The organism is Rhodococcus sp. Z6_132, assembly GCF_058133635.1.
Genome location: NZ_JBYUNP010000002.1, coordinates 933,112 through 955,958, shown reverse-complemented (window position 1 = coordinate 955,958; position 22,847 = coordinate 933,112). Strand labels below are relative to the sequence as shown.

Here is a 22,847-nt window from a genome sequence, read left to right as displayed (position 1 = left end):
CAAGCCTTACTCGAAGGGCCCCGATGCGCACCAGAACTTCTTTCCTGCAGCGCCGAGGCGCCGTGTCCGCCCTGCTCGCCTCCGCGCTGCTGGTGACGGCGTGCGGATCCGGCGACAACGCCTCGGACAGCGCTCTGGAGGGCCCGGCGACAGCATCGAGCCTGACCATCGCGGTGGACAAGGACTCCGGTCCGCTCAACCTCTTCGCGGGCCAGACCGACCAGCTGACCGAGCTGGTCTACGACAAGCTGCTGGCGCCGTCGCCGTACGTGGCCGACCCGAAGCCGTGGCTGGCCACCTCCGTCACCCAGGTGAGCGCCTCCACCTGGGAGGTGGCGCTGCGCGACGGCGTCACCTGGCACGACGGTGCACCGTTCACCGCCGACGACGTGGTCTTCAGCTTCCACTACATGCACCAGGCCCCCACCGGTCGCTTCACCCACCACGTGAACGACACGCCGTCGATCTCGACGGTGGAGACGACGGCGGCCGGGGGAGTGCGCTTCACCTGCGACTACGCGTGCCCGGAGCTGGGCCCGGTCACGCTGGCCGACCTCCCGATCGTCCCCAAGCACGTGTGGTCCACCGTCGACCCGGCCAAGGCGAAGGAGCACGCCGCGCTGCCGATCGGCACCGGCCCGTACCAGCTGGTGGACTACAGCCCCACCTCCGGCTACCGGTTCACGGCCAACGCCAACTACTTCGCGGGCAAGCCGACGGTGGACGAGCTGGTGATGCCGGTGATCGCGGACTCCTCCGCCACGTTCACCGCGCTGCGCTCCGGGCAGATCGACGCGACCACCCGGGCGCTCACGCCGGAGCTCACCGACGAGTTCGGCCGCTCCTCCCAGGTCGGCGTGGTCAAGACCTCCCCGCTGCGCTACCCCGAGCTCAAGCTCAACTTCCTCGAGGCGCCGTTCAGCGAGGCGAAGTTCCGCACGGCTCTGAACAAGGCCGTCGACCGCGACCAGCTGCTCGAGGTGGTGGGACTGGGGCAGGGGCGCCCCGCCACGCAGGGCTACGTCCACCCGGATGCGCCGTACGCCAACCCCACCGAGTCGCCCTACGACGTCGCGGGCGCCAACACCATCCTGGACGAGCTCGGGTACGTGGACGACGACGGCGACGGTTTCCGGGAGAACGCCGCGGGGGAGAAGCTGACCTACCGGATCCATGCCAACGGGGGGCTGGCTCCCGACGTGCGCGCAGCGCAGCTGCTCACCGAGGACTTCCGCAAGATCGGTCTGGACGTGTCGGTCGTCGCGGTGGACACCGGCTCGCTGTCGGACATCGCGGCGAAGAAGACCTACGACATGTACGTCACGACCAACTCGCCGCACGCGGTGGCCGACCCGACGCAGTTCATCATGTCCCACCGCTCCGGCAACCTCTGGAAGGCGCCGTCGGTGCCGTACCCGGAGTACGACGCGCTGTACGAGAAGTGGAGGAAGACCGAGACCAACGAGGCACGGCTCGCGGTGCTCGACGAGATTCAGACCCTGTTCAACCAGCAGCCCACCGTGCTCGGCCTGTACTACCCGGACGAGTACTTCGGCGTGCGCGCCGACAGCTTCGCCGGCTGGGTGGAGACCCCGGGCTACGGCGTCGTGCACAAGTGGTCGTTCCTGCCGCGCGAGGTCAGCGAGTCCGCCGGCGCCATCGCGCCGGTGCGCTGAGCGCGATGCCCCTGCTGCGACGGGTCGGGCAGTACCTGCTGGTGCTCTGGGCCGCGGTGACGCTGAACTTCGCGCTGCCCTACCTCGCGCCGGGTGACCCGGTGCAGTACCTCTACGGCGGCGAGGAAGGCAACCTCGCACCGGAGCACGTGGCGCAGCTCCGTCAGGACTACGGGCTCGACCGGTCGGTCCTCGAGCAGTACGTGTCCTTCTGGGGCGGGCTGCTGCACGGGGACCTGGGCACGTCGGTCGCGCACAACCGCCCGGTGTCGGACGTGCTCGTGGACAAGCTGCCCTGGACGCTGGCGCTGGTGGGCACCGCGATGGTCCTCGCCGCGGTGCTGGGCACCCTGCTCGGCACCTGGGCGGCCTGGCGGCGGGGCAGCCGGCGGGAGACCGCCACCGTCACCGGGGTGCTCGCGGTGGACTCGATGCCTGGCTTCTGGGTGGGCATGATCTTGATCGCGGTCTTCTCCGTGCAGCTGGGCTGGTTCCCGTCCTACGGCGCTGCGCCGATCGAGGCCAGCGGCTGGTCCTGGTTCACCGCGGTGGCCGTCCGCATGGTCCTGCCGGTGCTCACCCTGGTGATCGCCAGCGTCGGCGGGTTCTTCCTGCTGGCCCGGGCGTCCACGGTGAGCGTGCTGGACGAGCCGTTCATCCGGCTCGCTCGGGCCAAGGGGCTCAGCGAGCGCAGCGTGGCGCTGGGGCACGCCCTGCGCAACGCCCTGCTGCCGGTGTTCACCAGCCTCACCCTCACCGCCGGCACGCTGCTCTCCGGTGCGGTGGTGGTGGAGAGCGTGTTCGCCTACCCCGGCCTGGGCAAGCTCACCTACGACGCGGTCACCACCCGGGACTACCCGCTGCTGCAGGGTGCCTTCCTGCTGGCGACCATCGGCATCGTCGCCGCCAACCTGCTGGCCGACCTCGCCTACCCGCTCCTGGACCCACGGGTGCGGCGCGAGCGCGTCACCCACCACCGGAAAGAGGTCAGCGCATGACCGTCTCGGCCCGCTCCCGGCGGATGGCGGTGGCCGGCAGCGCGATCCTGACCCTGCTGGTGCTCTGCGTGGTCGCAGCGCCGCTGCTCGCGCCGCACGATCCCACCGAGCGGGTCACCCGCCCGTTCGCCCGACCGTCGGCCGCGCACTGGCTCGGCGCCGACGACGTCGGGCACGACCTGCTCTCCCAGCTGATCCACGGCGCCCGCACCTCCCTGCTGGTCGGCCTGGTCGCGGCCCTGGCGGCGACGGTGATCGGCGCGCTGGTCGGAGTGGTGGCGGGCTACTGCCGCGGCTGGGTGGACGCGGTGCTGATGCGGATCGTGGACGTGATCCTCACCCTCCCGGTCCTGCCGCTGACCATCGTCATCGGCGTCTTCCTCGGCCCGGGCGTCAGCACCCAGATCCTGGTGATCTCCGCGGTGCTGTGGGCGGGCCTGGCCCGGGAGCTGCGCTCGCAGGTGCTGTCGCTGCGCGAGCGCGACCACGTCCAGGCGCTGCGGGCGATGGGCGCCGGGTCGGGCTACGTGCTGCGCAGGCACGTCTCCCGCGCGGTGCTTCCCCTGGTGGTCCCGCAGTTCATCCTGGCGGCCAAGACGGCGATCCTGCTGGAGGCGTCGCTGGCGTTCCTCGGCCTCGGCGACATCTCCGCCTCCAGCTGGGGCTCCATGCTCGCCATGGCCAGCTCGCGCAGCGCGTTCCTCACCGATGCCTGGCTGTGGTGGGTGATGCCGCCCGGAGTGGCCATCGCGCTCACCGTGCTGGGCTTCGCGCTGCTCGGCAACGCGCTGGAGGAGCGCTCGCGCCCGGTGCTGAGCCGACGCAGGAAGACGGCCGCTGGCCGTGGCCGGCCCGCCGGCGACGGTGCGCCCCGCAACCACGACCACAGTGCGGCGCTGCAGATCGAGAACCTCACTGTCTCCTACGGCCCGGGCGGCTCCGGAGTGCACGGGGTGTCGCTGAGCGTCGCGGCCGGTGAGGTGGTGGCGCTGGTCGGCGAGTCGGGCAGCGGCAAGTCCACGGTGGCGGCCTCGACCGTGGGGCTGCTCCCGCCGGCCGCCGAGATCGTGGGCGGGACGGTGCACGTGGCGGGGCAGGAGGTGACCACGATGTCCGCCGGGGACCTGCGGGCGTTGCGCGGCAACCGCATCGCGCTCGTCCCGCAGGAGGCGATGTGTGCGCTCGACCCGGTGCACACCATCGGCGCCCAGCTGGTCGAAGCCGTCCTGGTGCACACCCGGTGCACCAGGGGACAGGCGCGGGAGCGGGCCACCGAGCTGCTGGGCCAGGTCGGCATCGACCCCGCCCGCATCGACGCCTACCCGCACCAGCTCTCCGGCGGGATGCGCCAACGCGTGGTGATCGCGATGGCCCTGGCCAACGACCCAGCGGTGCTGGTGGCAGACGAGCCGACCAGTGGGCTGGACGTGCTGATGGAGGTCGAGATCCTCGCGCTGCTGGCGGACCTGCGCCGACGGAGGAACCTCGGCCTGCTGATCGTCTCGCACAACCTCCGCGTGGTGGAACAGGTCGCGGACCGCATCGCGGTGATGAAGGACGGCGAGATCGTGGAGGTCGGACCGACCGCACAGATCGTCGGCGAACCCGCCCACCCGTACACCCGCAGGCTGATCGGCTCCGTCGTGCGGCTGGCACCGGTGCGGGAGCGGGTGAGCGCCTGATGAGCCTGCTGGAGATCCGTGGTCTCACGGTGTCCTTCCCCGGCCGCACCGCGGTGGAGGGCGTCTGCCTGGACGTCGAGGCGGGCGAGTCCGTGGCGCTGGTCGGAGGGTCGGGGGCCGGCAAGTCCACGGTGGCCCGGGTGGTGGTGGGACTCGAGCAGCCCTCGGCCGGGCAGGTGCGCTTCCAGGGCACCGACGTGGTGGGCATGCGTCGCCGAGCCGCGCGCGCCGTGCGGCGGGACGTGCACCTGGTCTTCCAGGACCCCTACGCCTCGCTTCCCCCCACCCTCACCGTCGCCGACATCGTCGCCGAGCCCATGGTGATCCACCGGATCGGCAGCGCCACCAGCCGGCGGGACGCCGTGCGGCAGGCGCTGGCAGCGGTGAACCTCGACCCGGCCGAGCGCTACGCCAGCAGGTACGCCCACGAGCTCTCCGGTGGCGAGCGCCAGCGCGTGGCTTTCGCCCGCGCCGTGGTCACCGGGCCCAAGCTCGTCATCGCCGACGAACCGACCAGTGGGCTCGACGCGTCCCTGCGCATGCAGGTCATCGAGCTGATGGAGCGGTTGAACCGCGAGCAGGGCATCGCGATCCTGCACATCACCCACGACCTGGCGCTGGCTCAGCGCGGGTCGCAGCGCGTGGTGGTGATGCAGCACGGACGGGTGGTCGAGAGCGGCCCGGTCGCGTCGGTCCTCGGCGATCCCCACCACCCGTACACCCAGGCGTTGGTGGCTGCCTCCAGCCACCCGCACATCGCACAGAAGGAGCTCTGAACGCAATGTTTGCACTGGTGACGATGTACCCGACCGGGGAGCTGTCCCCGTTCGCCGCAGGAGCGCTGGGGCACGACGTCTCGTCGATCGACTGCTACGACCTGTCCGACGCGACGCTGGCGGCGCACCGGGTGCTGGTGATCGGGTCGAACGTCGACCAGGAGCACCTCGCCCGCCACCGCGGGGTGGTCCGCCGGTTCCTGGACGCCGGGAAGGTGGTCATCTTCTGCGGCCACCTCAACCAGGACTGGCTGCCCGGGGCGCGGCACTTCGAGCCGGTGATTCCGCCGCGACGGAAGAACTACAAGGTGACCGAGGCCGCGGATCACCCGGTGTTCCGTGGCGTGGCGCTGGAGCACATGAGCGAGCGACGCGGGGTGGCCGGGTTCTTCGCCCGCGGGCACCACCCGGTGCCCGACGGCGCCGAGGTGCTGGTGCGGCTGGTCGGTGGCCAGCCGGTCACCTACGTCGACCGGGTCTCCACGGCGGGGACGATCTTCGTGCACGCCACCGGTGACCTGTTCGGGTACGCGACCGGGCTGGCGGACAACACCGCCGCCAAGATCCCCGGGCAGCTCGCCGACTGGGCCGCCGCGGAAGCCAGCCAGCTGCAGAACCAGCCCCTCCGGCCGACCCCGCCCCTCGACCAGTGGGGCCCGCTGCCCGTGAGCCCGTCCACGGCGACCGGCCGGGGACTGGCCGCGGTGTACGGCGGCAGCTCGCACCACCACCGCGCGCTGACCACGCCCAAGTACGCCCAGCACCTCACCGGCGGGATGCTCTACCTGCCCGAGCTGGCGCAGACCGACCTGACCGGATACGACGGCGTCATCATTCCCGAGCGCATCCACCAGGGACTGCTCGACGCCGCGGCGCCTCGCATCCTGGAGCTGCTCGAGGCCGGCGGCACCGTGGTGTCGTTCAGCGGCGGCGAGCCGCTGCCCGGATTCCTGCCCGGCGTCCAGTGGGAGCACCGGCCCACCAACTACTGGTGGTGGCTGGAGCCCGGGGCGGACCTGGGCATGAGCACCCCCAACCCGCACCACTCCTTCTTCGGCCGGATGGGCGTCGAGGACTGCACCTGGCACTACCACGGGGCCGTCCAGCCGCCGCCCGGCGCGGAGGTGCTGCTCACCCTGCCCAACGGCGACGTGCTGGCCTACGTCGACCAGGTCAGCACGCCGGGAACGATGGTGATCGCGACCCTCGACCCGATGTCGCACTACGGGGCGTACTTCATGCCCGCGACGGAGCGATTCCTCGACGGATTCATGCCCTGGATCTCCGAGTTCAGCCAGACCGCCAACAATGGCGGCACGACAGTGAGGACTGCATCATGACCAACCCGCTCGAGGTGATGGACCAGGGCACCCTGCTCACCTTCGACTTCGACGACGCCCTGCGCTACCACGGGCCGCTGGCGCCCGGCGGAGTTGCCCACGCCTACCAGGTGCTGGCCCGCGGGCTGCAGGCGCTGGGCAAGAACGGCCCCGTCGAGCGGCGCGACATCACGGTCACCACCTCCCACGGCGGCCCGGGCGTGCGCGACACCTTCGAGCTGGTGACCCGGGCGGTGACCGAGGGGCGCTACACCGTGGACGGTGCCCTGAAGCGGCCGGAGCGCGGTCGCACGATGGAGATCTACGTCTTCCGGCTGGACTACCGCGGCGAGAGCGTCACGCTGGTGGTCCGGGAGGGATTCGTCCGGGACGAGTACATCACCCTCTCCCGCAAGGCAGCCCGCACCGCGGAGGAGGAGGCTCGGCTGGTGGTGGTCAAGCAGGAGATGGCGGACCGGGTGATGGCCAGCCCGGCTGGGGACGTCTACGACGTGGTCTCCAGCGTGGGCGCGGCGTGAGGCCGGTCGCTGCGCGATGACCGGGAGCGGGACGGCTCACCCGGACGTCGACGTGGTGGTGGTCGGCGCCGGGCAGGCCGGGCTGGCGGCAGCGCACCACCTGAGCCGCCGGCTGCCCGCGGGTGGCTCGTTCGTGGTGCTGGACGCCAACGACGGTCCGGGGGGCGCGTGGCGGCACCGGTGGGACTCCCTCACCCTGGGCCGCGCACACCGGGTGCACGACCTGCCCGGCCTGCCGCTGGTCGACCCCGACCCGGACCAGCCCGCCGCCCAGGTGGTCGCCGACTACTACCGCCGTTACGAGCAGCACTACGCCCTGCCGGTCCGCCGTCCCGTTCGGGTCGCCGCGGTGACGGCGCCGGCGGGTCCGCAGGGTCCGCTGGTGGTGGCCACCGACGCCGGCACCTGGACCACCCGCGTGCTGATCAGCGCCACCGGCACCTGGGACCGCCCCTACTGGCCGCGCTACCCCGGGCAGGAGCGCTTCGGTGGCCGCCAGCTGCACACCCACGACTACACCTCGGCGGAGGACTTCCGCGGGCAGCGCGTGGTGGTGGTGGGCGGTGGCACCTCGGCGGTGCAGCACCTGCTGGAGATCGCGCCCGTCGCCGCGAGCACCACGTGGGTCACCCGCCGACCGCCCCAGTTCGTCGACCGCCCCTTCGACGCGGAGTGGGGTCGCGAGGTGGAGCGCCGGGTGGCGGAGCGGGTGCGCGCCGGTCTGCCGCCGGTGAGCGTGGTGGGCACCACCGGTCTGCCGCTCACCGAGGAGTACCGGCGGGGGATCGACTCCGGTGTGTTGGTGGCCCGGCCGATGTTCACCGAGATCACTCCGCGCGGGGTGCGCTTCGCCGATGGTGCCGAGGTGGTCGCCGACGTCATCCTCTGGGCCACCGGCTTCCGGGCGTCGCTGGATCACCTGGCGCCGCTGCACCTGCGCGAGCCCGGCGGCGGGATCCGGATGGCGGACACCACGGTGGTCCGGGACCCACGGGTCCAGCTGGTCGGGTTCGGGCCGTCGGCCTCCACGCTGGGCGCCACCCGCGCGGGTCGCCTCGCTGCGCTCGCGGCGGTGCGCAGCCTGACGCCGTCCGGCACCAGTCTGACCAGGGAGGATGAGCACTAACCTCAACCTCAAGTAGAGAGTTAACACGGTTAACCGTCGAGTTGAGGTTGAGGCTTTCTCTGGTCTCGTGGACGGCGGTCAGATGAGGGTGCCGACGTCGGTGCGCACCAGGTGGTCCATCGCCCGCTCGGCCACGGCCGCGATGGTCATCGACGGGTTGCAGGCCGCGGCGCTGCCAGGCAGCAGGGCACCGTCGAGCACGTACAGCCCGGGCTGGCCGTGCACCCGGCCCTCCAGGTCGCAGACCGTGCCCATGCTCGCCCCGCCCAGCGGGTGCCAGGTGGACGGGAAGTAGTCGTTGGTGTCGGTGACGATGCTGGCGGGGCCGGCGATCCTGCGCACGATCGGGTCGATGTGGCCGGTCTGGATGGCGGTGTCGCCGTCCTTGGGCCAGTGCAGCACGGCGTTGTCGGTGGCGGAGTCGTAGCGGAAGCTGCCGCGGCTCTCGCTCACGCCGTAGCCGACCAGCATGGTGCTGCGCGCGTCGAAGCCCACGGGCGGCATGGAGGCCTGGATGACGGTGCAGGCGGTGGCCGGGTCGGCCCAGCTCTTGCTGCCGTAGACCACCGGGCCGCCCTGGGGCACCCCGAACCCGGTCGCGAGGTCGGTCCAGACGTAGATGCGGTCGGCGTTGGTGCCCCAGTTGCCGCCGAGGGCGTCGGGCAGGTCGGGGATCTGCCCGGTGGCCGCGGCCCGCACCAGCAGCTTGGTGGTGTTGAGGCTGCCGGCGGCCATCACCAGGGTCTTGGTGGTGAGGATCTTGGTCTCCAGCACCGTGCCGGCGCGGTCGATGCGCTCCACGTGCACCGTCCAGCGGCCGTCCTTCGCGCGGGCCACGTCGGTCACCTGGTGCAGGGTGCGCACGTCCACCCGTCCGGTGGCCTCGGCGGCGGCGAGGTAGGTGACGTCGATGGAGTGCTTGCCGCCGTTGTTCACCCCGAAGGCCCCGTCCCCGTTGGTGTAGGACGGCTTCATCTCGCCGCGGGTCTCCGCGAGGGCGTAGCTCCAGTCGATGGGCATGGGGATCTTCTCCACGGGAAGGCCCGCGCGCTGGGCGTGCTCGGCGAACACCCGGGCCGCGCGGTAGCTGGGGGTGGCGATCAGCTCGTCGGGGGCCACGGCCAGCTTGAGCATCTGCGCCACCCGCGGGTAGTGCACCCGGTTCATGGTCTGCCAGTCGAGCTCGTTCGGGAAGTGCGCGTTGAAGACGGCCTCGTCCGGCTGCAGCGTCATCCCCTGGTACACCAGGGAGCCCCCGCCGACGCCCGCGGCGCACAGGGCGGTCATGTTCTCCCCGGGCACGATCTCCAGCAGCCCGGCGTAGGGCTCGATGATCGGTCGGCCGAAGATCTGCGGGACGGACTGGTGCCAGAGGAAGCGCTTGTCCGGCGCCGACACGCGCGGGAAGGTCTCGGCGTTCGGACCGCTGGGCCAGCGGATGCCGCGCTCGAGCACCACCACCGGCACGCCCGCCTCGGCCAGCCGCAGAGCAGCGACGCCACCACCGAAGCCGGACCCGATCACCACGGCGCGGTGGTCCTCGCGGGTGACGGGGGCCGTGGGGGAGCGACGCGCACGGGGCCCTGCTGGGGACTGGGCGCTCGCCGACTGCGGGACGGCCAGCGAGGCGGCGACCGCGGCCGCACCGGTGAGAAACGCACGACGCTTGAGCTCAGACATGGGCGGGGCTCCCGACAGAGACGTGACGTGGGCCGGTGGGGCGCCGCGCCACGCTGGTGTCCCGAGACGAGTCGCACCGGCAACCAAGCTGTTCGCTAGGCGAACTCAAAACTAGACACTGGCCGACAATAGTGTCAAGAATTGAATTCTTGGCTACCGCTGGACGGGAGTGCCGGCCGCAGCCACCGGGACAGGAAGCGCCGCAGCGCATCGTCGTCGTGGACGGCGTCGTCGTCGAAGAGCACCACCGACAGCCCGAGGCGCAGCGTGATCTCCACCAGGTCGTCCAGGCTCGACGCCACCTCCGGGTGTCGCTCCGCGAGTGGCTCGAGCAGCTGTCGGGCGATCGGCTGGGCGCGATCCATCATGCCGGGGTCGAACACCGGGCTGCCGCGCTCGGCGTGGAACAGCGTGGCGAGCACCGGGTCGGCCCGCACCGCCGACCGGGCCACGACAACCAGCTCGACCACGTAAGCCAGTGCGCTGTCGGTGGCCTCCAGGCGCTGGCGGATGTCACCGAGCAGGTCCATGGCCAGTCCGGCGACCGCCTGCGACACCAGGTCCTCCCGGGTGCCGAAGATGCTGTAGACGGTCTGCCGCGACACTCCCGCGGCGCTGGCCACTGCGGCGATGTTCACCGCCTCGAACCCGCCGCCGGCGATCAGCCCCAGCGTGGCGTCCAAGATCTTTCGGTGAGACCGCATTCGGCCATTATCGGCCAGCGCTGCGGCCGAGGGAGACCAGCGGCCGAACACGTCACTGATGCCGGGAGAGGGGAAGACGCCGGAGCCGAGATGGGTTAGGTCGCCGGGCTGGCATGCGGGTCGCCCACCAGAAAGGCCCACGGTTCGAGCCCTCAGCAATTGTCAGCCATGTGAATGACAAAGGGCCAATTAGCTCGCAATAGCACGAGTGAATGGTTCACCCGACTGCTAGCGTCGGCCATGGCGACATTCCGGCGCCGTCCGTCCTGGCAACGCAGAGGGTGTTTACGATGGCAATGATTCAGTGTCGTGAGTGTGGCAGCACGGTGTCCGGTTCCGCCCGGGCGTGCCCTGGCTGTGGCATCGACTCTCCGGGCGGGTCGTGCCAGCTCGTCATCTCGCGGCCCAGCATGTCCGGCGGAATGGTGAAGATGACGGTCTATGTCGACAACAAGCCGTACGGCGACGTGAAGATGCGGAAGTCGGTGACTGTTCCGGTGGCTCCGGGCCAGCACCACGTGTTCGTCGAGACCTCGCAGGGAAAGTCGGGAACCCACACTGCAGATGTCGCGCCCGGAGCTCCGACAACGGTCACCATCGGGATCGGCAAGCTCGCCGGCGGAGTGAAGTTCTCTTAGTGCTCGGACCCGCGTGTGGGGGAGTCTCCTTCAGCGCGTTGCCGCGAGCTGGGCCGACGGCGTGGTTGCCTGGGACGCGCCGGCGCGCAGGAAGGAGCCGGTGCGCTCCGTGCCGAGGAGCTCGGTCGGGGTGCCGTCCTCGACCACCACGCGCCCGGCGATCAGCACGAGCGGAACGGCCGCGTCGTTGCGGTTGACCATCCGCGACAGCCCGCCGTACTGCTCGACCGGGCTCTCGTGGTACTCGTCGAGCTCGGCGCCCAGGTGCTCGGGGTCGACGACGAGCAGGTCCGCCCGGTCGCCGAGGCGGAGGTGGCCCGCGTCGATGCCGTACCAGTCGGCGAGCTCACCGGTCAGCCGGTGCACGGCGCGCTCGAGGGTCATGAACGGCGCGCCGGCTAGCTGCGCGTCGTGCACGTGGCGCAGCAGCCGCAGGCCCATGTTGTAGAAGGCCATGTTCCGCAGGTGGGCACCCGCGTCGGAGAAGCCCATCTGGATGCCGTCGGTGACGGCCATCTTCTTGAGCAGCTCGGGCCGGTGGTTGCTGATGGTGGTGTGCCACCGCAGGGCCTTGCCGTGCTCGAGCACGAGGTCCAGGAACGCATCGACCGGGTGCAGTCCATCCCGCTCGATGCCGACCTGGCCGAAGGACTTACCGACCACGCTGGCGTCTGGGCACTCCACGATCTCGGCGTCGAAGAAGTCACGGTGCCAGACCCGCAGGCCCCACTTCTCGTCGTAGTCCTTGCGGAACTTGCGGCGGTAGTCCTCGTCGCGCAGCAGCGCGTCCCGCTGCACCGCGTCGGACAGGTGCAGGGCGGCCGCACCGGAGCCGAACTCCTCGAAGATCACCAGGTCGATGCCGTCGGCGTAGACCTCGAACGGCACCGGCAGGTGCTGCCACCGAAAGTCGCCGCCCAGTCGGTTGATCGTGCGCGACAGCGGCCCCATCAGGTGGATGACGGCCGGGTTGGCCTTGATGTCGGCCGCCGACAACAGGCTGGTCTTGAGGCGGGGCCGGCCGAGGCCCAGCGAGGTGACCAGCTGGGAGACGACGTTGCGGGGGTTCTTGATGTCGGGGCCGGACTGCAGGATGGCGCGGCGGCGACGGAGGATGGCCTGCAGGCGCCGCAGCTCCCGGGGCTTGGCGTACGTGGAGGGCAGCGTCCGCGAGCGGCAGGTCTGTCCGTCCAGCTTGTCGAACAGCAGCTGCTGCGACGACATGCCCACGAATCCCGCGTCCAGTGCCTCCTCGAGCATCTCCTCCAGCCGAGCCTGCTCGGTGCGGGTCGGGCGAACGTCGGGCCGGGTGGACCGGTCGAGCCCCATCACTGCGGCGCGGGCGTCGGAGTGGCCGAGGAATGCGGCGAGGTTGGGGCCGAGCGGGAGACGCTCGAGGGCGGCGACGTACTCGCCGGCGGTGCTCCAGGTCTTCGTCGTGTCGACCGCGCGGATGACGTCGCCGCGGGGGATCGCCTCCACCCGGCCGAACAGGTCGCCGGCGACCTCGCCGTCGACGTGGATGGTGGACAGGGAGCAGGACCCGATGAAGACCGTGGTGACCCCGTGGCGCACCGACTCGGGCAGGCCGGGGCCGTGGAGAACCTCCACGTCGTAGTGGGTGTGGATGTCGATCAGACCCGGCAGCACCCACTTTCCGGTCGCGTCCACGACCCGGGTGTCCGGTCCGGGCTGGAGCGCCTCGGTGGAGAGCGCCACCACGACCCCGTCGCGGATCCCGATGAACGCGGTCCGCGGTGCTGCGCCGGTGCCGTCGTACACCAGTCCGCCGGCGATGATGGTGTCGTAGCTCATGCGAACGCCCTCTCGAGGTGGGCCTCACCGCAGGGGAGAGCGGTACCGGCTGCTCGAACCGTATGTGACCTGCGTCATCAATGCCAGTGGCCGCAGCGTCACCCAGCGCTCAGGTCAAGGCGGCCGGGGTCCAGAGCGGCCAGGCGGGCGTGCCCACCGGCTGGCCGTACTCGTAGACCGCGACGCGACGAAACGGTTCGTCGAGACGGGAGTTGTCGTAGAAGTCGGCGCGGCCCACCCGGCCACGGGCCTGCGCGAGCAGCTCCCACAGGCGTTGGTAGCGCTGCCGGATCTTGCTCTCCGGCACCGCGTGGCCGCCATGGGCGACGCGATCGGTCACGCGGGCCACCGCCAGGCCCTCGGGAATCATGACGACGTGCAGCGACACCGTGTAACCGCAGACCTGGGCGTGGTGCAGCAGGTCCAGCTTGCTCGGGTGGCTGAAGACGGTCTCCGTGATGAAGGAGGTCTGGTGGGTCATCAGCCGGTCCCGTTCCTGCGCGGCCAACCGGGAGACCTCGCCGGCACGGCGCTGCTGCTCGGCCCGGTCGTCGGGCCACAGCCGCTCGGCGATCAGGTCGGCGTTGACGAACGGCAGGTGCATCCGCGGTACGAGCACCTCCTGGGCGAGGGTGGACTTGCCCGCCCCGTTGGAGCCCGCCAGCAGGTGCAGGACTGGTGTGCCCACCCTCAGTCGGCGTCCGGGCCGCTGGCCCCACCGTGCGTCGTCTCGTGCACCACGACGTTGCCGTGCTCGTCGGCCTCCGACCACCGGGTGCGCCCCTGCTCGGCGAACCGGGCCCGCAGGTCCAGGGTTGCCAGGTCGGCCTCGACTCCTTCACGCCACCCGGTGCGCACCGCTGCCTGCTCCCGGTCGCCGACCTCGTCGTAGGACAGCTGCCCGGCGAGCACGCGGTCGATGTCGCGCTGGGAGATCCCGGCGGACGCCTCAAGCTCACGACCCAGGCGGGCCCAGTGGGCCAGCTGCTGAGCGGCGCTGCGGTGGGCCCGCGCGCCGGCGGCCTGCGCGGACTCGAAGAGTGCCGCGTCGAAGCGTGTGGGTGTGGTCGACGACGGTGCCATGGCCAGCTCCTCGGTTCTCGTCCAGTCCGCACTGCCAGCGTAGCAAGGTGCTACACCCACTCTAGGGCGGCGCGAGGTGACTGGTGGTCGAGCGAGGCTCGGGTGCCCGCCGGCATCGCGCGAGTCGAGCGAATTGTCCACCCTGGCACCAGCCCGCAATCTGTCACAGTGACGTATTGGGGTGTCGCAGCGGGTGTCCGGGGGCAGGGGTCTCGACATTGGAGGCGCGGTCCGGTGATCGTCGGTGCCAGAATGTGCTGAGGACCGAGTCGCGGGGAGGCTGGCGCCGTGCGGAAACTGACCTTCGGCATGAACCTGAGCCTGGACGGGTACATCGCCGCACCCGGAGGCGACATCGGCTGGAGCGCGCCGAGTGATGAGCTGTTCCAGTGGTGGTCCGACCGGGTGGGCACGACAGATCTGGCGCTGTACGGGCGCAAGCTGTGGGAGACGATGAGCTCACACTGGCCGACCGCCGACCAGCAGCCTGGTGTCACCCCGGCGGAGGTCGAGTTCGCCCACCGCTGGCGGGAGATGCCCAAGGTGGTGTTCTCCTCGACGACCAGCACGATCGACGGGGACGCCCGTCTGGTCACTGGCGACGCGGTCGCCGAGATCGCCCGGCTCAAGGCCGAGGACGGCGGCCCCATGGACATCGGCGGCGCCACGCTCGCTGCGGCGGCCATGCGGGCCGGGCTGATCGACGAGTACGTGTTGGCCACCGCGCCGGTGATGGTGGGCGGCGGCACGCCGTTCTTCACGGCGCTGGACAGCTGGGTGAACCTGAACCTGGTGGAGACGCAGACGTTTCCCGGCGGCGTGGTGCTGAGCAGGTACGAGACGGTGCGCTGAGCGCCCGACGTCGGCGTTTCGGCCCCCTGGACTAAGCGCCGATAACCTACATTATGACATTTACACCGGTCAGTACGCTCCCCACCCGGTACTGCGCCCTGTCCGGTGCGTAGCCTCGAAGGCATGAGTTCCCTTGCTCCACACACCGCCCTGGTCGTCGGCGCCACTGGAATCGCCGGACAGGCCCTGTGCCGTCTCCTGGTCGGCGAGGGCTGGGACGTCCTGGGCCTGTCGCGGCGGGCTGCGAGCGACGTTCCTGGCGTGGTGTCCGTCCAGGCTGACCTGACCGACGTCGCCGGTCTGCGAGATGCCCTGGCCGGGCACCAGCCGACGCACGTCTTCCTCACCGCCTGGGCTCGCCAGGACACTGAGGAGGACAACATCCGCGTCAACAGCGCCATGGTCCGCGACGTCCTGGCGGCTGTCCGGCCCGCGACGTCGGTGCGCCACGTCGCGCTGGTGACCGGGCTCAAGCACTACCTCGGTCCCTTCGAGGCCTACGGCAAGGGCGAGCTCCCCGACACGCCCTTCCACGAGGATGAGGACCGGCTGCCCTACCCGAACTTCTACTACGCGCAGGAGGACGAGCTCTTCGCCGCCGCGGAGCGCGATGGCTTCACCTGGAGCGTGCACCGGGCTCACACGATCATCGGCTACGCGCTGGGCAACGCGATGAACATGGGCCAGACCCTCGCCGCGCAGGCCGCCGTGTGTCGCGAGCAGGGGCTGCCCTTCGTGTTCCCGGGGTCGGAGACTCAGTGGAACGGCGTGACCGACATGACCGACGCGGGGTTGCTGGCCGAGCAGATGCACTGGGCGGCCGTCACCCCCGCCGCCGCCGACACCGCCTTCAACACCGCCAACGGCGACGTCTTCCGGTGGCGCTGGATGTGGCCGCGCCTGGCCGAGCGCCTGGGCGTTGACCCCGTGGGGTATCAGGACCACCCGCGCCCCCTGGAGGAGCAGATGGCCGACGCCGCACCGGTGTGGGCCGAGCTCGCCGCACGCGAGCAGCTGCGCGAGCACGACCTGCACCGCGTCGCCTCGTGGTGGCACACCGATGCCGACCTCGGCCGCGACATGGAGTGCTTCACCGACCTGGCTCGCAGCCGGGCCGCCGGGTTCACCGGCTACCGCTCGACGCTCGCCAGCTTCCTCGAGCTGTTCGACCGGCTCGAGCAGGATCGGGTCGTGCCCAAGCCCTGGTGATGAGCTCCTAGCCGCGGTCCGGGAACGCGGCGTCGCTCTGGTCGCGATCCGGCACTGCTGACACCGGGTAGGACAAGACCGTGAGCACGTCGTCGTGCAGCGCGGCGTTGGAGTAGAAACCACCGCCCTTGTCGCTCGCGTGTCCGCCGGTGGGGTCGGTGAACCGCCCGCCCGCTTCCTGGACCAGCAAGATCCACGGAGCGTGGTCCCACGTGAAGTAGCGCTCAGCGAGGAAACCATCGATCTCCCCTCGGACGAGCTCAACCAACGGCAAGGGGCTCGAAGGCGGACGAAATCCGGCAGGCAGCCGGTCTCGTCCTGGGCTGTCAAGGGCGTCCAGCGCTGCTTCGGCCACCCTCGACGTGGCGCTGACGGAGAGGCGACGTAACTCGCCACCGACTCGAGGCCAGGCTGCTTCGAAAGCCCCACCGTCCCGCACTGCCCACCAACGAGTGCCGAGCGCGGGCTAGGTCACCACTGCCAGCGCGGTGACTCCACCGATCTCGAGGGCCACATGGATCCGCCAGTTCGGATCACCTCGGCTGAAGAACCCGGTGCCGTCAATGGGGTCAAGGATCCACAGGCGCTCGGATTCACCTTCCTGACCGTGCTCCTCCCCTAGAGACGCATCGCCCGGGTATGCCGCTGAGAGGCACTCACGAAGGAGCCGCTCCACGGCGACGTCGGCTTCGGTCACAGGCGATCCGTCAGCCTTGGCGGTGGCCGTGACGCCCGACGTGAAGAACTGCAGCGCTAGATCGGCGGCTTGGTCTGCGACGTCGAAGGCGACCTGAAGGTCAGTCGAGTAATCCATCGCGGGTAAACGCTATCGGCCCAGGGCGCGGCGCACGCGAGCAGCCACCCGACCGACCACCTGAGCGTCTGCTTTGGCCCACTGCAGATACTTTCCGCCGCAACGGTGCTCATAGATGATGGTCGCCGGAACGGTGATAGAGCTCGCGTTACCAGGGACGACAAGGAGACTGCGGCATGACCGAGATCGCGAAGGGCTCGAAAACCGACCTGCGAGGGACGCAATTCACCGTCCGCATCGACAGCACGCAGCAATCCGGGCACAACGTTGATGTCGCGGCCACGTTGCTCGGACCATCGGGAAAAGTCCGAAGCGACGCGGACTTCGTGTTCTTCAACAACCCCGCTGGGGCTGGCGTAACCCTGGTTTCCGACGCGGTCGTCGAGGTGGACCTCGCCGGGGTCCCGGCAGACGTGGACAGAGTGCTGGTGACGGCCAGCACAGAAGCGATCGGCACGACGTTCGGCGCCGTTGCGGCCCCGACGGTGCACGTCGTGAGCGACGCCGAGACCATGCAGTTTCGCCCTTCCGGACTGACCACCGAGACGGTGTTGCAGGCAGTGGCGTTCTATCGACGCGGACAGGGTTGGCGCCTCGACGCAGTGGGCCAGGGCTACAGCGGTGGACTGGCCGCGTTCGCTGCTGAGCACGGCATCGACGTCGACGACCCCGGCACTCCCCCAGCCGTCCCCGCTCCCCCGGCGCCGCCGGCCGCCGCGCCGCCAGAGCCGACATCGACGATCAGCTTCTCCAAGGTCAAGGTCGCACTGACCAAGGACTCGCCCGAGAAGAAGGCGACGATCGACCTCCGCAAGAGTCAGGGCGACCCGAGCTGGGTGTTGACGGTCGGGCTGGAGTGGGACGGGCGCGGGGCCACCTACGACCGCAACGGACAGGTGACCCGCTTCGGCGAGGGTGACCTCGATGTCTACTTCTTCTGCCGCAACGAGGAGACCAACAAGTACGTGGTCATCAGCGGCGAGAAGGGTCATCGGGGCAGCCTCGACGCCTGGCCGTTCATGCACCACGACGGAGACAGCAAGGGGCCCGGAGCGGGGTCGAAGCCGGCCACCGAGCAGGTGCGGGTGCGTCCCCAGGAGAACGGCGACCTGCTGGTCAACGTGTACCAGAGCATGGACAACGGCGACGGCGCCATCAACACCTTCGGCAAGCCCCGGGTGGCCATTCGCTACGGACGCGCGAGCGAGGATGGACTGCCGGGCCCGGACGCGGACGAGATCCTGGTCTTCGTCGGCAACGACGAAGACTCCTACTGGGCCACCGTGGCTCACGTCGACGTGCAGGACGGCATTCTCACGGTGGACGGGGAGACCCGCTACAGCGAGCCGGGCAAGGAGTGCATGCCAGGGCTGGACACTGCGGGGGGTTGGGTGCGGGCGCCGAAGGGCGGACCTGTCGGGCGGAGCAAGAGTGCGAACAAGGGAATCGGGTTGAGCCGGTACGCCGGCAAGTGCCCGCCACCCGCGAAGTAGTCCTGTCGAGATGAGGATGCTCCCCCTCTGGGGCCGGGAAACCTGCGCACTGGTGCCGCTTGTTGAGACTTATCGAACGATGTCTCAGTAGGATGGCCCGATGTCAGCCATTGACCCTGCAGCCCAGAGCGGCAGTGGCGCGGGGGTGTGGCCGGCGGTGGCCTACGAAGAGCTGCCGTGGCGCTCCTCGATCGACCCGAGCCTCGTCTCGCGACGGGTGCGGGAGCGACACTCTGCTCCCTACTCGGCCGCCCTCGTGCCGGCGATCGCGGCGGTGGAGCTGGCGCTGCCCGCATCGACACTGGCACTGACCGAGGAGGCCTCTGCCGAGATAGCCCGCTTCGACGCCGAGGTCGGAGCGGAGCTGGCCCCGTTCGCCGCCATCTTGCTCCGGTCGGAATCAGCTGCATCCTCCATGATCGAGAACCTGACCTCGGGTGCGAAGGCGATCGCGCTGGCGGAGCTGGGCGGGGTGGCCAAGCGCAATGCCGCCGAGATCGTCGCCAACGTGCGGGCCATGCAGGCTGCCGTCGCGCTGGCCGACCGGCTCGACGAGCACACCGTGCTCGCCATGCACGAGGCACTGATGGGTCACCTGCACCCGGAGGTGGCCGGACGCTGGCGCGAGGAGCAGGTGTGGATCGGTGGCGACGGCTACGGACCGCACGGGGCCGACTTCGTTCCCCCGCACCACACCCACGTGCCCGCGGCGATCGCCGACCTTCTGCACTACGCCCGCCGCGACGACGTTCCCGTGCTCGCCCAGGCCGCAGTCGCCCACGCCCAGCTCGAGACCATCCACCCCTTCCCGGACGGCAACGGGCGCACCGGCCGTGCACTGGTGCACGCCATGCTGCGCAACAAGGAGCTGACCCGCAGGGTCACCATTCCCGTGTCGGCAGGTCTGCTCACCGACACCGGCCGGTACTTCAGCGCTCTGACTGCCTACCGTGCCGGCGAGGTGGTGCCGATCGTGGAGCTGATGGCCTCGGCGTCCCTGCACGCGATCGCCAACGGTCGCCAGCTCGCCGCCGAGATCACTCGCATCCGCACCGGGTGGGACGACACGGTGGTCGCCCGCCGTGACGCCGCCGCCTGGCGCCTGGCCGACCTGGTGCTGCGCCAGCCGGTCGTGAACTCAGAGACCGTGGCCCGCGAGCTCGCGATCCCGCCGACCAGCGCGCTCACCGCCATCGGTGTGCTCGTCTCCAGCGGAGTCCTGGTGGAGATCACTGGCGGCAAGCGCAACCGGCTGTGGCAGTCACCGGAGATCCTGGGTGCCCTGGACGACTTCGCCGCGCGGGCAGGCCGGCGTCGCCTGGACGACTCCTAGTCACTCGGGGGAGATCTGGCCGCCGGCGGTGAGGAACCGCGTCCGAACGCGCACCTCACGCCATTGTCGAGAGGCAACCAGTGGTCATCTCCGCCACGTAGCGGTTTTGGCTGGCCGGTCGGATCGCATGGTTGTATTGCCCCATGCGTTCCCAGCCTTCGGCCGCAGTGTGGCCAGCCGTTCACCACGAACGCCACATCCTTGTTGGAGAACTTGAATCGCTCACCTCAGAGCAATGGGCCCAGCCCTCGCTCTGCCCCGGATGGGACGTTCACGACGTCGTGGCTCATCTCGTGGATTCCGCGAAGACGACTCGCCTCGGCTTTCTCCGTCGAATGGTGACCGCGAGGCTCGATTTTGACAAGGCCACGGCACACGGGGTCGTCAGGGAACGTGCCGCGACTCCAGGCGCGACATTGGCTGAGTTCCGCCGCGTGCGCGAAGCAACCACGACGCCGCCCGCTGCCCTGGCAACCCGACTCGTCGAGATCATCGTGCATGGTGAGGACATTCGGCGTCCCCTGGGTCTGGTGCACTCCTACCCGGTTGAGTCGGTCAACGCGGCCTTGTCTTATCAGCTCAGGACCGGCATCTCCATGGGCGGTGGCAAGGAACGCGCAGCTGGATTCCGGCTGCACGCTTCCGACGCACGGTTCGAGCACGGTTCTGGCCCAGCGGTCACCGGAACCTCCTTGGCACTTCTCATGGCCATCTCGGGTCGCCCCGCCGACAAGGAAGATTTCTCCGGTGACGGTGCCGCCACGTTCCTGCACAAGCTAGAACAAGCGTCTTGATGAGCAGCCTCGTCCCGTGCTGATGCACAACGGCACCCCACCCCAACCGGGGTGAGGTGCCGTCGTAGCGCGGAGGCGACTGTTACCCGGTCACGCCGTAGTCCTGCGTGATGCCCGCCAGGCCGGCCGCGTAACCCTGACCCACGGCGCGGAACTTCCACTCCGTCCCGTTGCGGTAGAGCTCGCCGAAGACCATCGCGGTCTCCACGGAGGCGTCCTCGGACAGGTCGTAGCGGGCCAGCTCGGTCTGGTCGGCCTTGTTGACCACGCGGATGAACGCGTTGCGGACCTGGCCGAAGGACTGCTTGCGGGCCTCGCCGTCGTAGACGGAGACGGGGAAGACGACCTTCTCGGCCTCGGCCGGAATGGTGCCCAGGTCCACGGTGATCTGCTCGTCGTCACCGGCGCCCGCGCCAGTGAGGTTGTCGCCGCTGTGCACGACAGCGTTCTCCGGCGAAGCCAGGTTGTTGTAGTAGACGAAGTGCTTCGGGGTGACCACCTTGCCGTCGGCTCCACAGACGATGGCGCACGCGTCGAGGTCGAAGTCCTCGCCGGTGGTGGTGCGGGCGTCCCAGCCCAGGCCGACCGTGACGGCGGTGAGCCCCGCTGCGCCAGCCTGCTTGGTCAGCGAGATGTTGCCGCCCTTGGTGAGAGAAACTCCCATGTGGTGCACGCTCCTTTGTGGTGCTGCCCCGGCGCAGGAGTGCGGACCGGGGTGTGGTGCTGTTCCTACCGTGCTTGTGCTGCGGCGGTTTCCGCCAGCCTCTCACCGATTGGTGAGGGTTTGGGTCAGCGCGCGCCCTGTGCCGGTGCATTTCTGCGGAACGACACCGGCGGCGCAGTGTCTAGGATCTGCCTCCAGTGGTGATCCGCCGGATTACCGCCCCCACCAGCCCGGGAAGGTCCGCCGTGCCCCTGCTCAGCTCGTTGTCCGGGGAGCTCGACGACTCGGCGGCCGCGGTCACCGTCGGCGACAGGTCCGTGTCCCGCGAGCAGCTGCTCGCCGCGGCAACGGCGGTGGCCACCGAGGTCGCCGGGGCCAGCAGCGTGGCCATCGACGCCCGTGCCGAGCTCGAGACGGTGGTGGCGGTGACCGGGTGCCTGCTCGCCGGTGTTCCCGCGGTCCCGGTCCCGCCGGACTCCGGTGAGCGCGAGCGGCAGCACCTCCTGGCCGACTCCGGTGCGCAGCTGTGGCTGGGCGCGCCGCGGGACGACGTGCAGGTCCCGGTGGTGTCGGTGGACGCCCGGGCCCGGTCCGCGGCGTCGCTGCCTGCTGTCGACGAGGACGCGCCCGCCCTGATCGTCTACACCTCGGGCACCACGGGCGCCCCCAAGGGCGTGGTCCACTCCGGACGCTCCGTCGCCGCCTGCCTGGACGGTCTGGCGTCGGCGTGGCAGTGGACCGCCGAGGACACCCTCGTCCACGGCCTGCCGCTGTTCCACGTGCACGGACTGGTCCTCGGCGTGCTCGGTGCGCTGCGGGTCGGCTCTCCCCTGGTGCACACCGTCCGGCCCACCGCCCAGGGCTACGCCGCCGCGCCGGGAACGCTGTACTTCGGGGTGCCGACCGTGTGGTCGCGCGTGTGCGACGACGCCACGGCGCTCCAGGGCCTCGCCCGCGCGCGGCTCCTCGTCTCCGGCAGCGCTCCCCTGCCGGTGTCGGTGTTCCAGACCCTTGCCGCCGCAACGGGAAAGGCCCCGATCGAGCGGTACGGGATGACCGAGACCCTGATCACCGTAAGCACCAGGTTCGACGGAGAGCGCCGTCCCGGCTGGGTGGGCACCCGGCTCGACGGTGTGCAGACTCGCCTGCGCGCGGAGTCCGGTGCGCTCGCCCCGCACGACGGAACCTCCATGGGCCAGCTCGAGGTGCACGGCCCCACCCTGTTCGACGGCTACCTCAACGCCCCCGAGCGCACCACCGAGGTGATGGGCGACGACGGCTGGTTCGCCACCGGAGACATCGCGGTGATCGACCCGGGCGGGTTCCACCGCATCGTCGGGCGTGAGTCGGTCGACCTGATCAAGTCCGGCGGCTACCGCATCGGCGCCGGTGAGGTGGAGCACGTCCTGCTCGACCACCCCACCGTGCGCGAGGTTGCCGTGGTCGGCGTGCCCGACCCTGACCTCGGCCAGCGCATCGTCGCCTACGTGGTGGGTGAGGGGTGCGACGAGAAGACCCTCATCGACTTCGTCGCCACCACGCTGTCCGTGCACAAGCGCCCCAGGGCGGTCCGGGTGGTGAGCGCACTCCCCCGCAACGAGATGGGCAAGGTGCAGAAGAAGGCACTGATGGCCGAGGGCGGCAGCAGCTAA

At 70.3% G+C, this 22,847-nt stretch carries 20 protein-coding genes and 1 pseudogene; 14 read left to right on the top strand and 7 right to left on the bottom strand.

Features of this window, described 5'->3' with window-relative positions:
• Positions 1-62 precede the first annotated feature (62 nt).
• Genes AC3YO9_RS11190 through AC3YO9_RS11160 form a run of 7 tightly spaced genes read left to right on the top strand, consistent with a single transcriptional unit; the run spans position 63 to position 8,116 of the window.
• Positions 63-1,676: an ABC transporter substrate-binding protein gene (locus AC3YO9_RS11190; protein WP_489983191.1), complete on the top strand. Its 1,614-nt coding sequence runs from the start codon at positions 63-65 to the stop codon at positions 1,674-1,676.
• 5 nt (positions 1,677-1,681) lie between these two features.
• Positions 1,682-2,674: an ABC transporter permease gene (locus AC3YO9_RS11185; protein ID WP_489983190.1), complete on the top strand. Its 993-nt coding sequence runs from the start codon at positions 1,682-1,684 to the stop codon at positions 2,672-2,674.
• Positions 2,671-4,356, top strand: a complete 1,686-nt coding sequence (locus AC3YO9_RS11180) for a dipeptide/oligopeptide/nickel ABC transporter permease/ATP-binding protein (protein WP_489983189.1) — start codon at positions 2,671-2,673, stop codon at positions 4,354-4,356. Before AC3YO9_RS11185 ends, AC3YO9_RS11180 begins: the two co-directional genes overlap by 4 nt.
• A complete protein-coding gene (locus AC3YO9_RS11175) occupies positions 4,356-5,132 on the top strand; it encodes an ABC transporter ATP-binding protein (RefSeq protein ID WP_489983188.1) in 777 nt (258 codons plus the stop codon). The genes AC3YO9_RS11180 and AC3YO9_RS11175 overlap by 1 nt, the downstream gene beginning before the upstream one ends.
• Before the next feature lie 5 nt (positions 5,133-5,137).
• Positions 5,138-6,472, top strand: coding sequence for a hypothetical protein (locus AC3YO9_RS11170; RefSeq protein WP_489983187.1), 1,335 nt, complete (start codon positions 5,138-5,140; stop codon positions 6,470-6,472).
• Positions 6,469-6,990, top strand: coding sequence for a hypothetical protein (locus AC3YO9_RS11165; RefSeq protein WP_489983186.1), 522 nt, complete (start codon positions 6,469-6,471; stop codon positions 6,988-6,990). The genes AC3YO9_RS11170 and AC3YO9_RS11165 overlap by 4 nt, the downstream gene beginning before the upstream one ends.
• Before the next feature lie 16 nt (positions 6,991-7,006).
• The gene (locus AC3YO9_RS11160; RefSeq protein ID WP_489983185.1) at positions 7,007-8,116 is read left to right on the top strand and encodes an FAD-dependent oxidoreductase; all 1,110 of its coding nucleotides are present in this window, start codon (positions 7,007-7,009) and stop codon (positions 8,114-8,116) included.
• A gap of 78 nt (positions 8,117-8,194) precedes the next feature.
• On the opposite strand, the gene AC3YO9_RS11155 is transcribed toward AC3YO9_RS11160, so the two are convergent.
• Positions 8,195-9,796 (bottom strand): GMC oxidoreductase, encoded by a 1,602-nt coding sequence (locus AC3YO9_RS11155; RefSeq protein ID WP_489983184.1) that lies wholly within the window; start codon positions 9,794-9,796, stop codon positions 8,195-8,197.
• 134 nt (positions 9,797-9,930) lie between these two features.
• The gene (locus tag AC3YO9_RS11150) at positions 9,931-10,500 is read right to left on the bottom strand and encodes a TetR/AcrR family transcriptional regulator (RefSeq protein WP_489983183.1); all 570 of its coding nucleotides are present in this window, start codon (positions 10,498-10,500) and stop codon (positions 9,931-9,933) included.
• A 422-nt stretch (positions 10,501-10,922) separates the two neighbouring features.
• On the opposite strand from AC3YO9_RS11150, the gene AC3YO9_RS11145 reads away from it, so the two are divergent.
• Positions 10,923-11,138, top strand: a complete 216-nt coding sequence (locus AC3YO9_RS11145; protein ID WP_489983182.1) for a hypothetical protein — start codon at positions 10,923-10,925, stop codon at positions 11,136-11,138.
• A gap of 30 nt (positions 11,139-11,168) precedes the next feature.
• On the opposite strand, the gene AC3YO9_RS11140 is transcribed toward AC3YO9_RS11145, so the two are convergent.
• The 3 genes from AC3YO9_RS11140 to AC3YO9_RS11130 all read right to left on the bottom strand — a co-directional run bounded on the left by AC3YO9_RS11140 (position 11,169) and on the right by AC3YO9_RS11130 (position 14,036).
• Positions 11,169-12,953 carry an N-acyl-D-amino-acid deacylase family protein gene (locus AC3YO9_RS11140; RefSeq protein WP_489983181.1) on the bottom strand — a complete coding sequence of 595 codons (1,785 nt, stop codon included), beginning with the start codon at positions 12,951-12,953 and terminating at the stop codon, positions 11,169-11,171.
• Positions 12,954-13,062: 109 nt separating this feature from the next.
• Positions 13,063-13,641 (bottom strand): ATPase, encoded by a 579-nt coding sequence (locus AC3YO9_RS11135; protein ID WP_489983180.1) that lies wholly within the window; start codon positions 13,639-13,641, stop codon positions 13,063-13,065.
• Between the two features lie 2 nt (positions 13,642-13,643).
• Positions 13,644-14,036, bottom strand: a complete 393-nt coding sequence (locus tag AC3YO9_RS11130; protein ID WP_489983179.1) for a TA system antitoxin ParD family protein — start codon at positions 14,034-14,036, stop codon at positions 13,644-13,646.
• A 288-nt stretch (positions 14,037-14,324) separates the two neighbouring features.
• Between AC3YO9_RS11130 and AC3YO9_RS11125 the strand changes: the two genes are divergently transcribed.
• Positions 14,325-14,888 (top strand): dihydrofolate reductase family protein, encoded by a 564-nt coding sequence (locus AC3YO9_RS11125; protein WP_489983178.1) that lies wholly within the window; start codon positions 14,325-14,327, stop codon positions 14,886-14,888.
• 123 nt (positions 14,889-15,011) lie between these two features.
• Positions 15,012-16,097, top strand: coding sequence for an SDR family oxidoreductase (locus AC3YO9_RS11120; RefSeq protein WP_489983177.1), 1,086 nt, complete (start codon positions 15,012-15,014; stop codon positions 16,095-16,097).
• A 7-nt stretch (positions 16,098-16,104) separates the two neighbouring features.
• On the opposite strand, the pseudogene AC3YO9_RS11115 reads toward AC3YO9_RS11120, so the two are convergent.
• Positions 16,105-16,911 (bottom strand): annotated as a pseudogene (locus AC3YO9_RS11115) (inositol monophosphatase family protein).
• A gap of 176 nt (positions 16,912-17,087) precedes the next feature.
• Between AC3YO9_RS11115 and AC3YO9_RS11110 the strand changes: the two are divergent.
• The 3 genes from AC3YO9_RS11110 (at position 17,088) to AC3YO9_RS11100 (ending at position 20,531) form a co-directional block, all read left to right on the top strand.
• Positions 17,088-18,404, top strand: coding sequence for a TerD family protein (locus tag AC3YO9_RS11110; protein ID WP_489983176.1), 1,317 nt, complete (start codon positions 17,088-17,090; stop codon positions 18,402-18,404).
• A gap of 100 nt (positions 18,405-18,504) precedes the next feature.
• The gene (locus tag AC3YO9_RS11105; protein WP_489983175.1) at positions 18,505-19,737 is read left to right on the top strand and encodes a Fic family protein; all 1,233 of its coding nucleotides are present in this window, start codon (positions 18,505-18,507) and stop codon (positions 19,735-19,737) included.
• 143 nt (positions 19,738-19,880) lie between these two features.
• Positions 19,881-20,531 (top strand): maleylpyruvate isomerase family mycothiol-dependent enzyme, encoded by a 651-nt coding sequence (locus AC3YO9_RS11100; RefSeq protein WP_489983174.1) that lies wholly within the window; start codon positions 19,881-19,883, stop codon positions 20,529-20,531.
• A gap of 82 nt (positions 20,532-20,613) precedes the next feature.
• On the opposite strand, the gene AC3YO9_RS11095 is transcribed toward AC3YO9_RS11100, so the two are convergent.
• On the bottom strand, positions 20,614-21,195 hold the full coding sequence (locus tag AC3YO9_RS11095) for a TerD family protein (protein WP_489983173.1): 582 nt from the start codon (positions 21,193-21,195) through the stop codon (positions 20,614-20,616).
• 245 nt (positions 21,196-21,440) lie between these two features.
• On the opposite strand from AC3YO9_RS11095, the gene AC3YO9_RS11090 reads away from it, so the two are divergent.
• Positions 21,441-22,847, top strand: coding sequence for an acyl-CoA synthetase (locus AC3YO9_RS11090; RefSeq protein WP_489983172.1), 1,407 nt, complete (start codon positions 21,441-21,443; stop codon positions 22,845-22,847).

Bases quoted from the DNA above. Each gene is read 5' to 3' on its own strand.
- AC3YO9_RS11185 (WP_489983190.1), top strand. From the start codon at position 1,682: ATGCCCCTGCTGCGACGGGTCGGGCAGTACCTGCTGGTGCTCTGGGCC.
- AC3YO9_RS11180 (WP_489983189.1), top strand. From the start codon at position 2,671: ATGACCGTCTCGGCCCGCTCCCGGCGGATGGCGGTGGCCGGCAGCGCG.
- AC3YO9_RS11175 (WP_489983188.1), top strand. From the start codon at position 4,356: ATGAGCCTGCTGGAGATCCGTGGTCTCACGGTGTCCTTCCCCGGCCGC.
- AC3YO9_RS11170 (WP_489983187.1), top strand. From the start codon at position 5,138: ATGTTTGCACTGGTGACGATGTACCCGACCGGGGAGCTGTCCCCGTTC.
- AC3YO9_RS11165 (WP_489983186.1), top strand. From the start codon at position 6,469: ATGACCAACCCGCTCGAGGTGATGGACCAGGGCACCCTGCTCACCTTC.
- AC3YO9_RS11160 (WP_489983185.1), top strand. From the start codon at position 7,007: ATGACCGGGAGCGGGACGGCTCACCCGGACGTCGACGTGGTGGTGGTC.
- AC3YO9_RS11155 (WP_489983184.1), bottom strand. From the start codon at position 9,796: ATGTCTGAGCTCAAGCGTCGTGCGTTTCTCACCGGTGCGGCCGCGGTC.
- AC3YO9_RS11150 (WP_489983183.1), bottom strand. From the start codon at position 10,500: ATGCGGTCTCACCGAAAGATCTTGGACGCCACGCTGGGGCTGATCGCC.
- AC3YO9_RS11145 (WP_489983182.1), top strand. From the start codon at position 10,923: ATGGTGAAGATGACGGTCTATGTCGACAACAAGCCGTACGGCGACGTG.
- AC3YO9_RS11140 (WP_489983181.1), bottom strand. From the start codon at position 12,953: ATGAGCTACGACACCATCATCGCCGGCGGACTGGTGTACGACGGCACC.
- AC3YO9_RS11130 (WP_489983179.1), bottom strand. From the start codon at position 14,036: ATGGCACCGTCGTCGACCACACCCACACGCTTCGACGCGGCACTCTTC.
- AC3YO9_RS11120 (WP_489983177.1), top strand. From the start codon at position 15,012: ATGAGTTCCCTTGCTCCACACACCGCCCTGGTCGTCGGCGCCACTGGA.
- AC3YO9_RS11110 (WP_489983176.1), top strand. From the start codon at position 17,088: ATGACCGAGATCGCGAAGGGCTCGAAAACCGACCTGCGAGGGACGCAA.
- AC3YO9_RS11105 (WP_489983175.1), top strand. From the start codon at position 18,505: ATGTCAGCCATTGACCCTGCAGCCCAGAGCGGCAGTGGCGCGGGGGTG.
- AC3YO9_RS11100 (WP_489983174.1), top strand. From the start codon at position 19,881: ATGCGTTCCCAGCCTTCGGCCGCAGTGTGGCCAGCCGTTCACCACGAA.
- AC3YO9_RS11095 (WP_489983173.1), bottom strand. From the start codon at position 21,195: ATGGGAGTTTCTCTCACCAAGGGCGGCAACATCTCGCTGACCAAGCAG.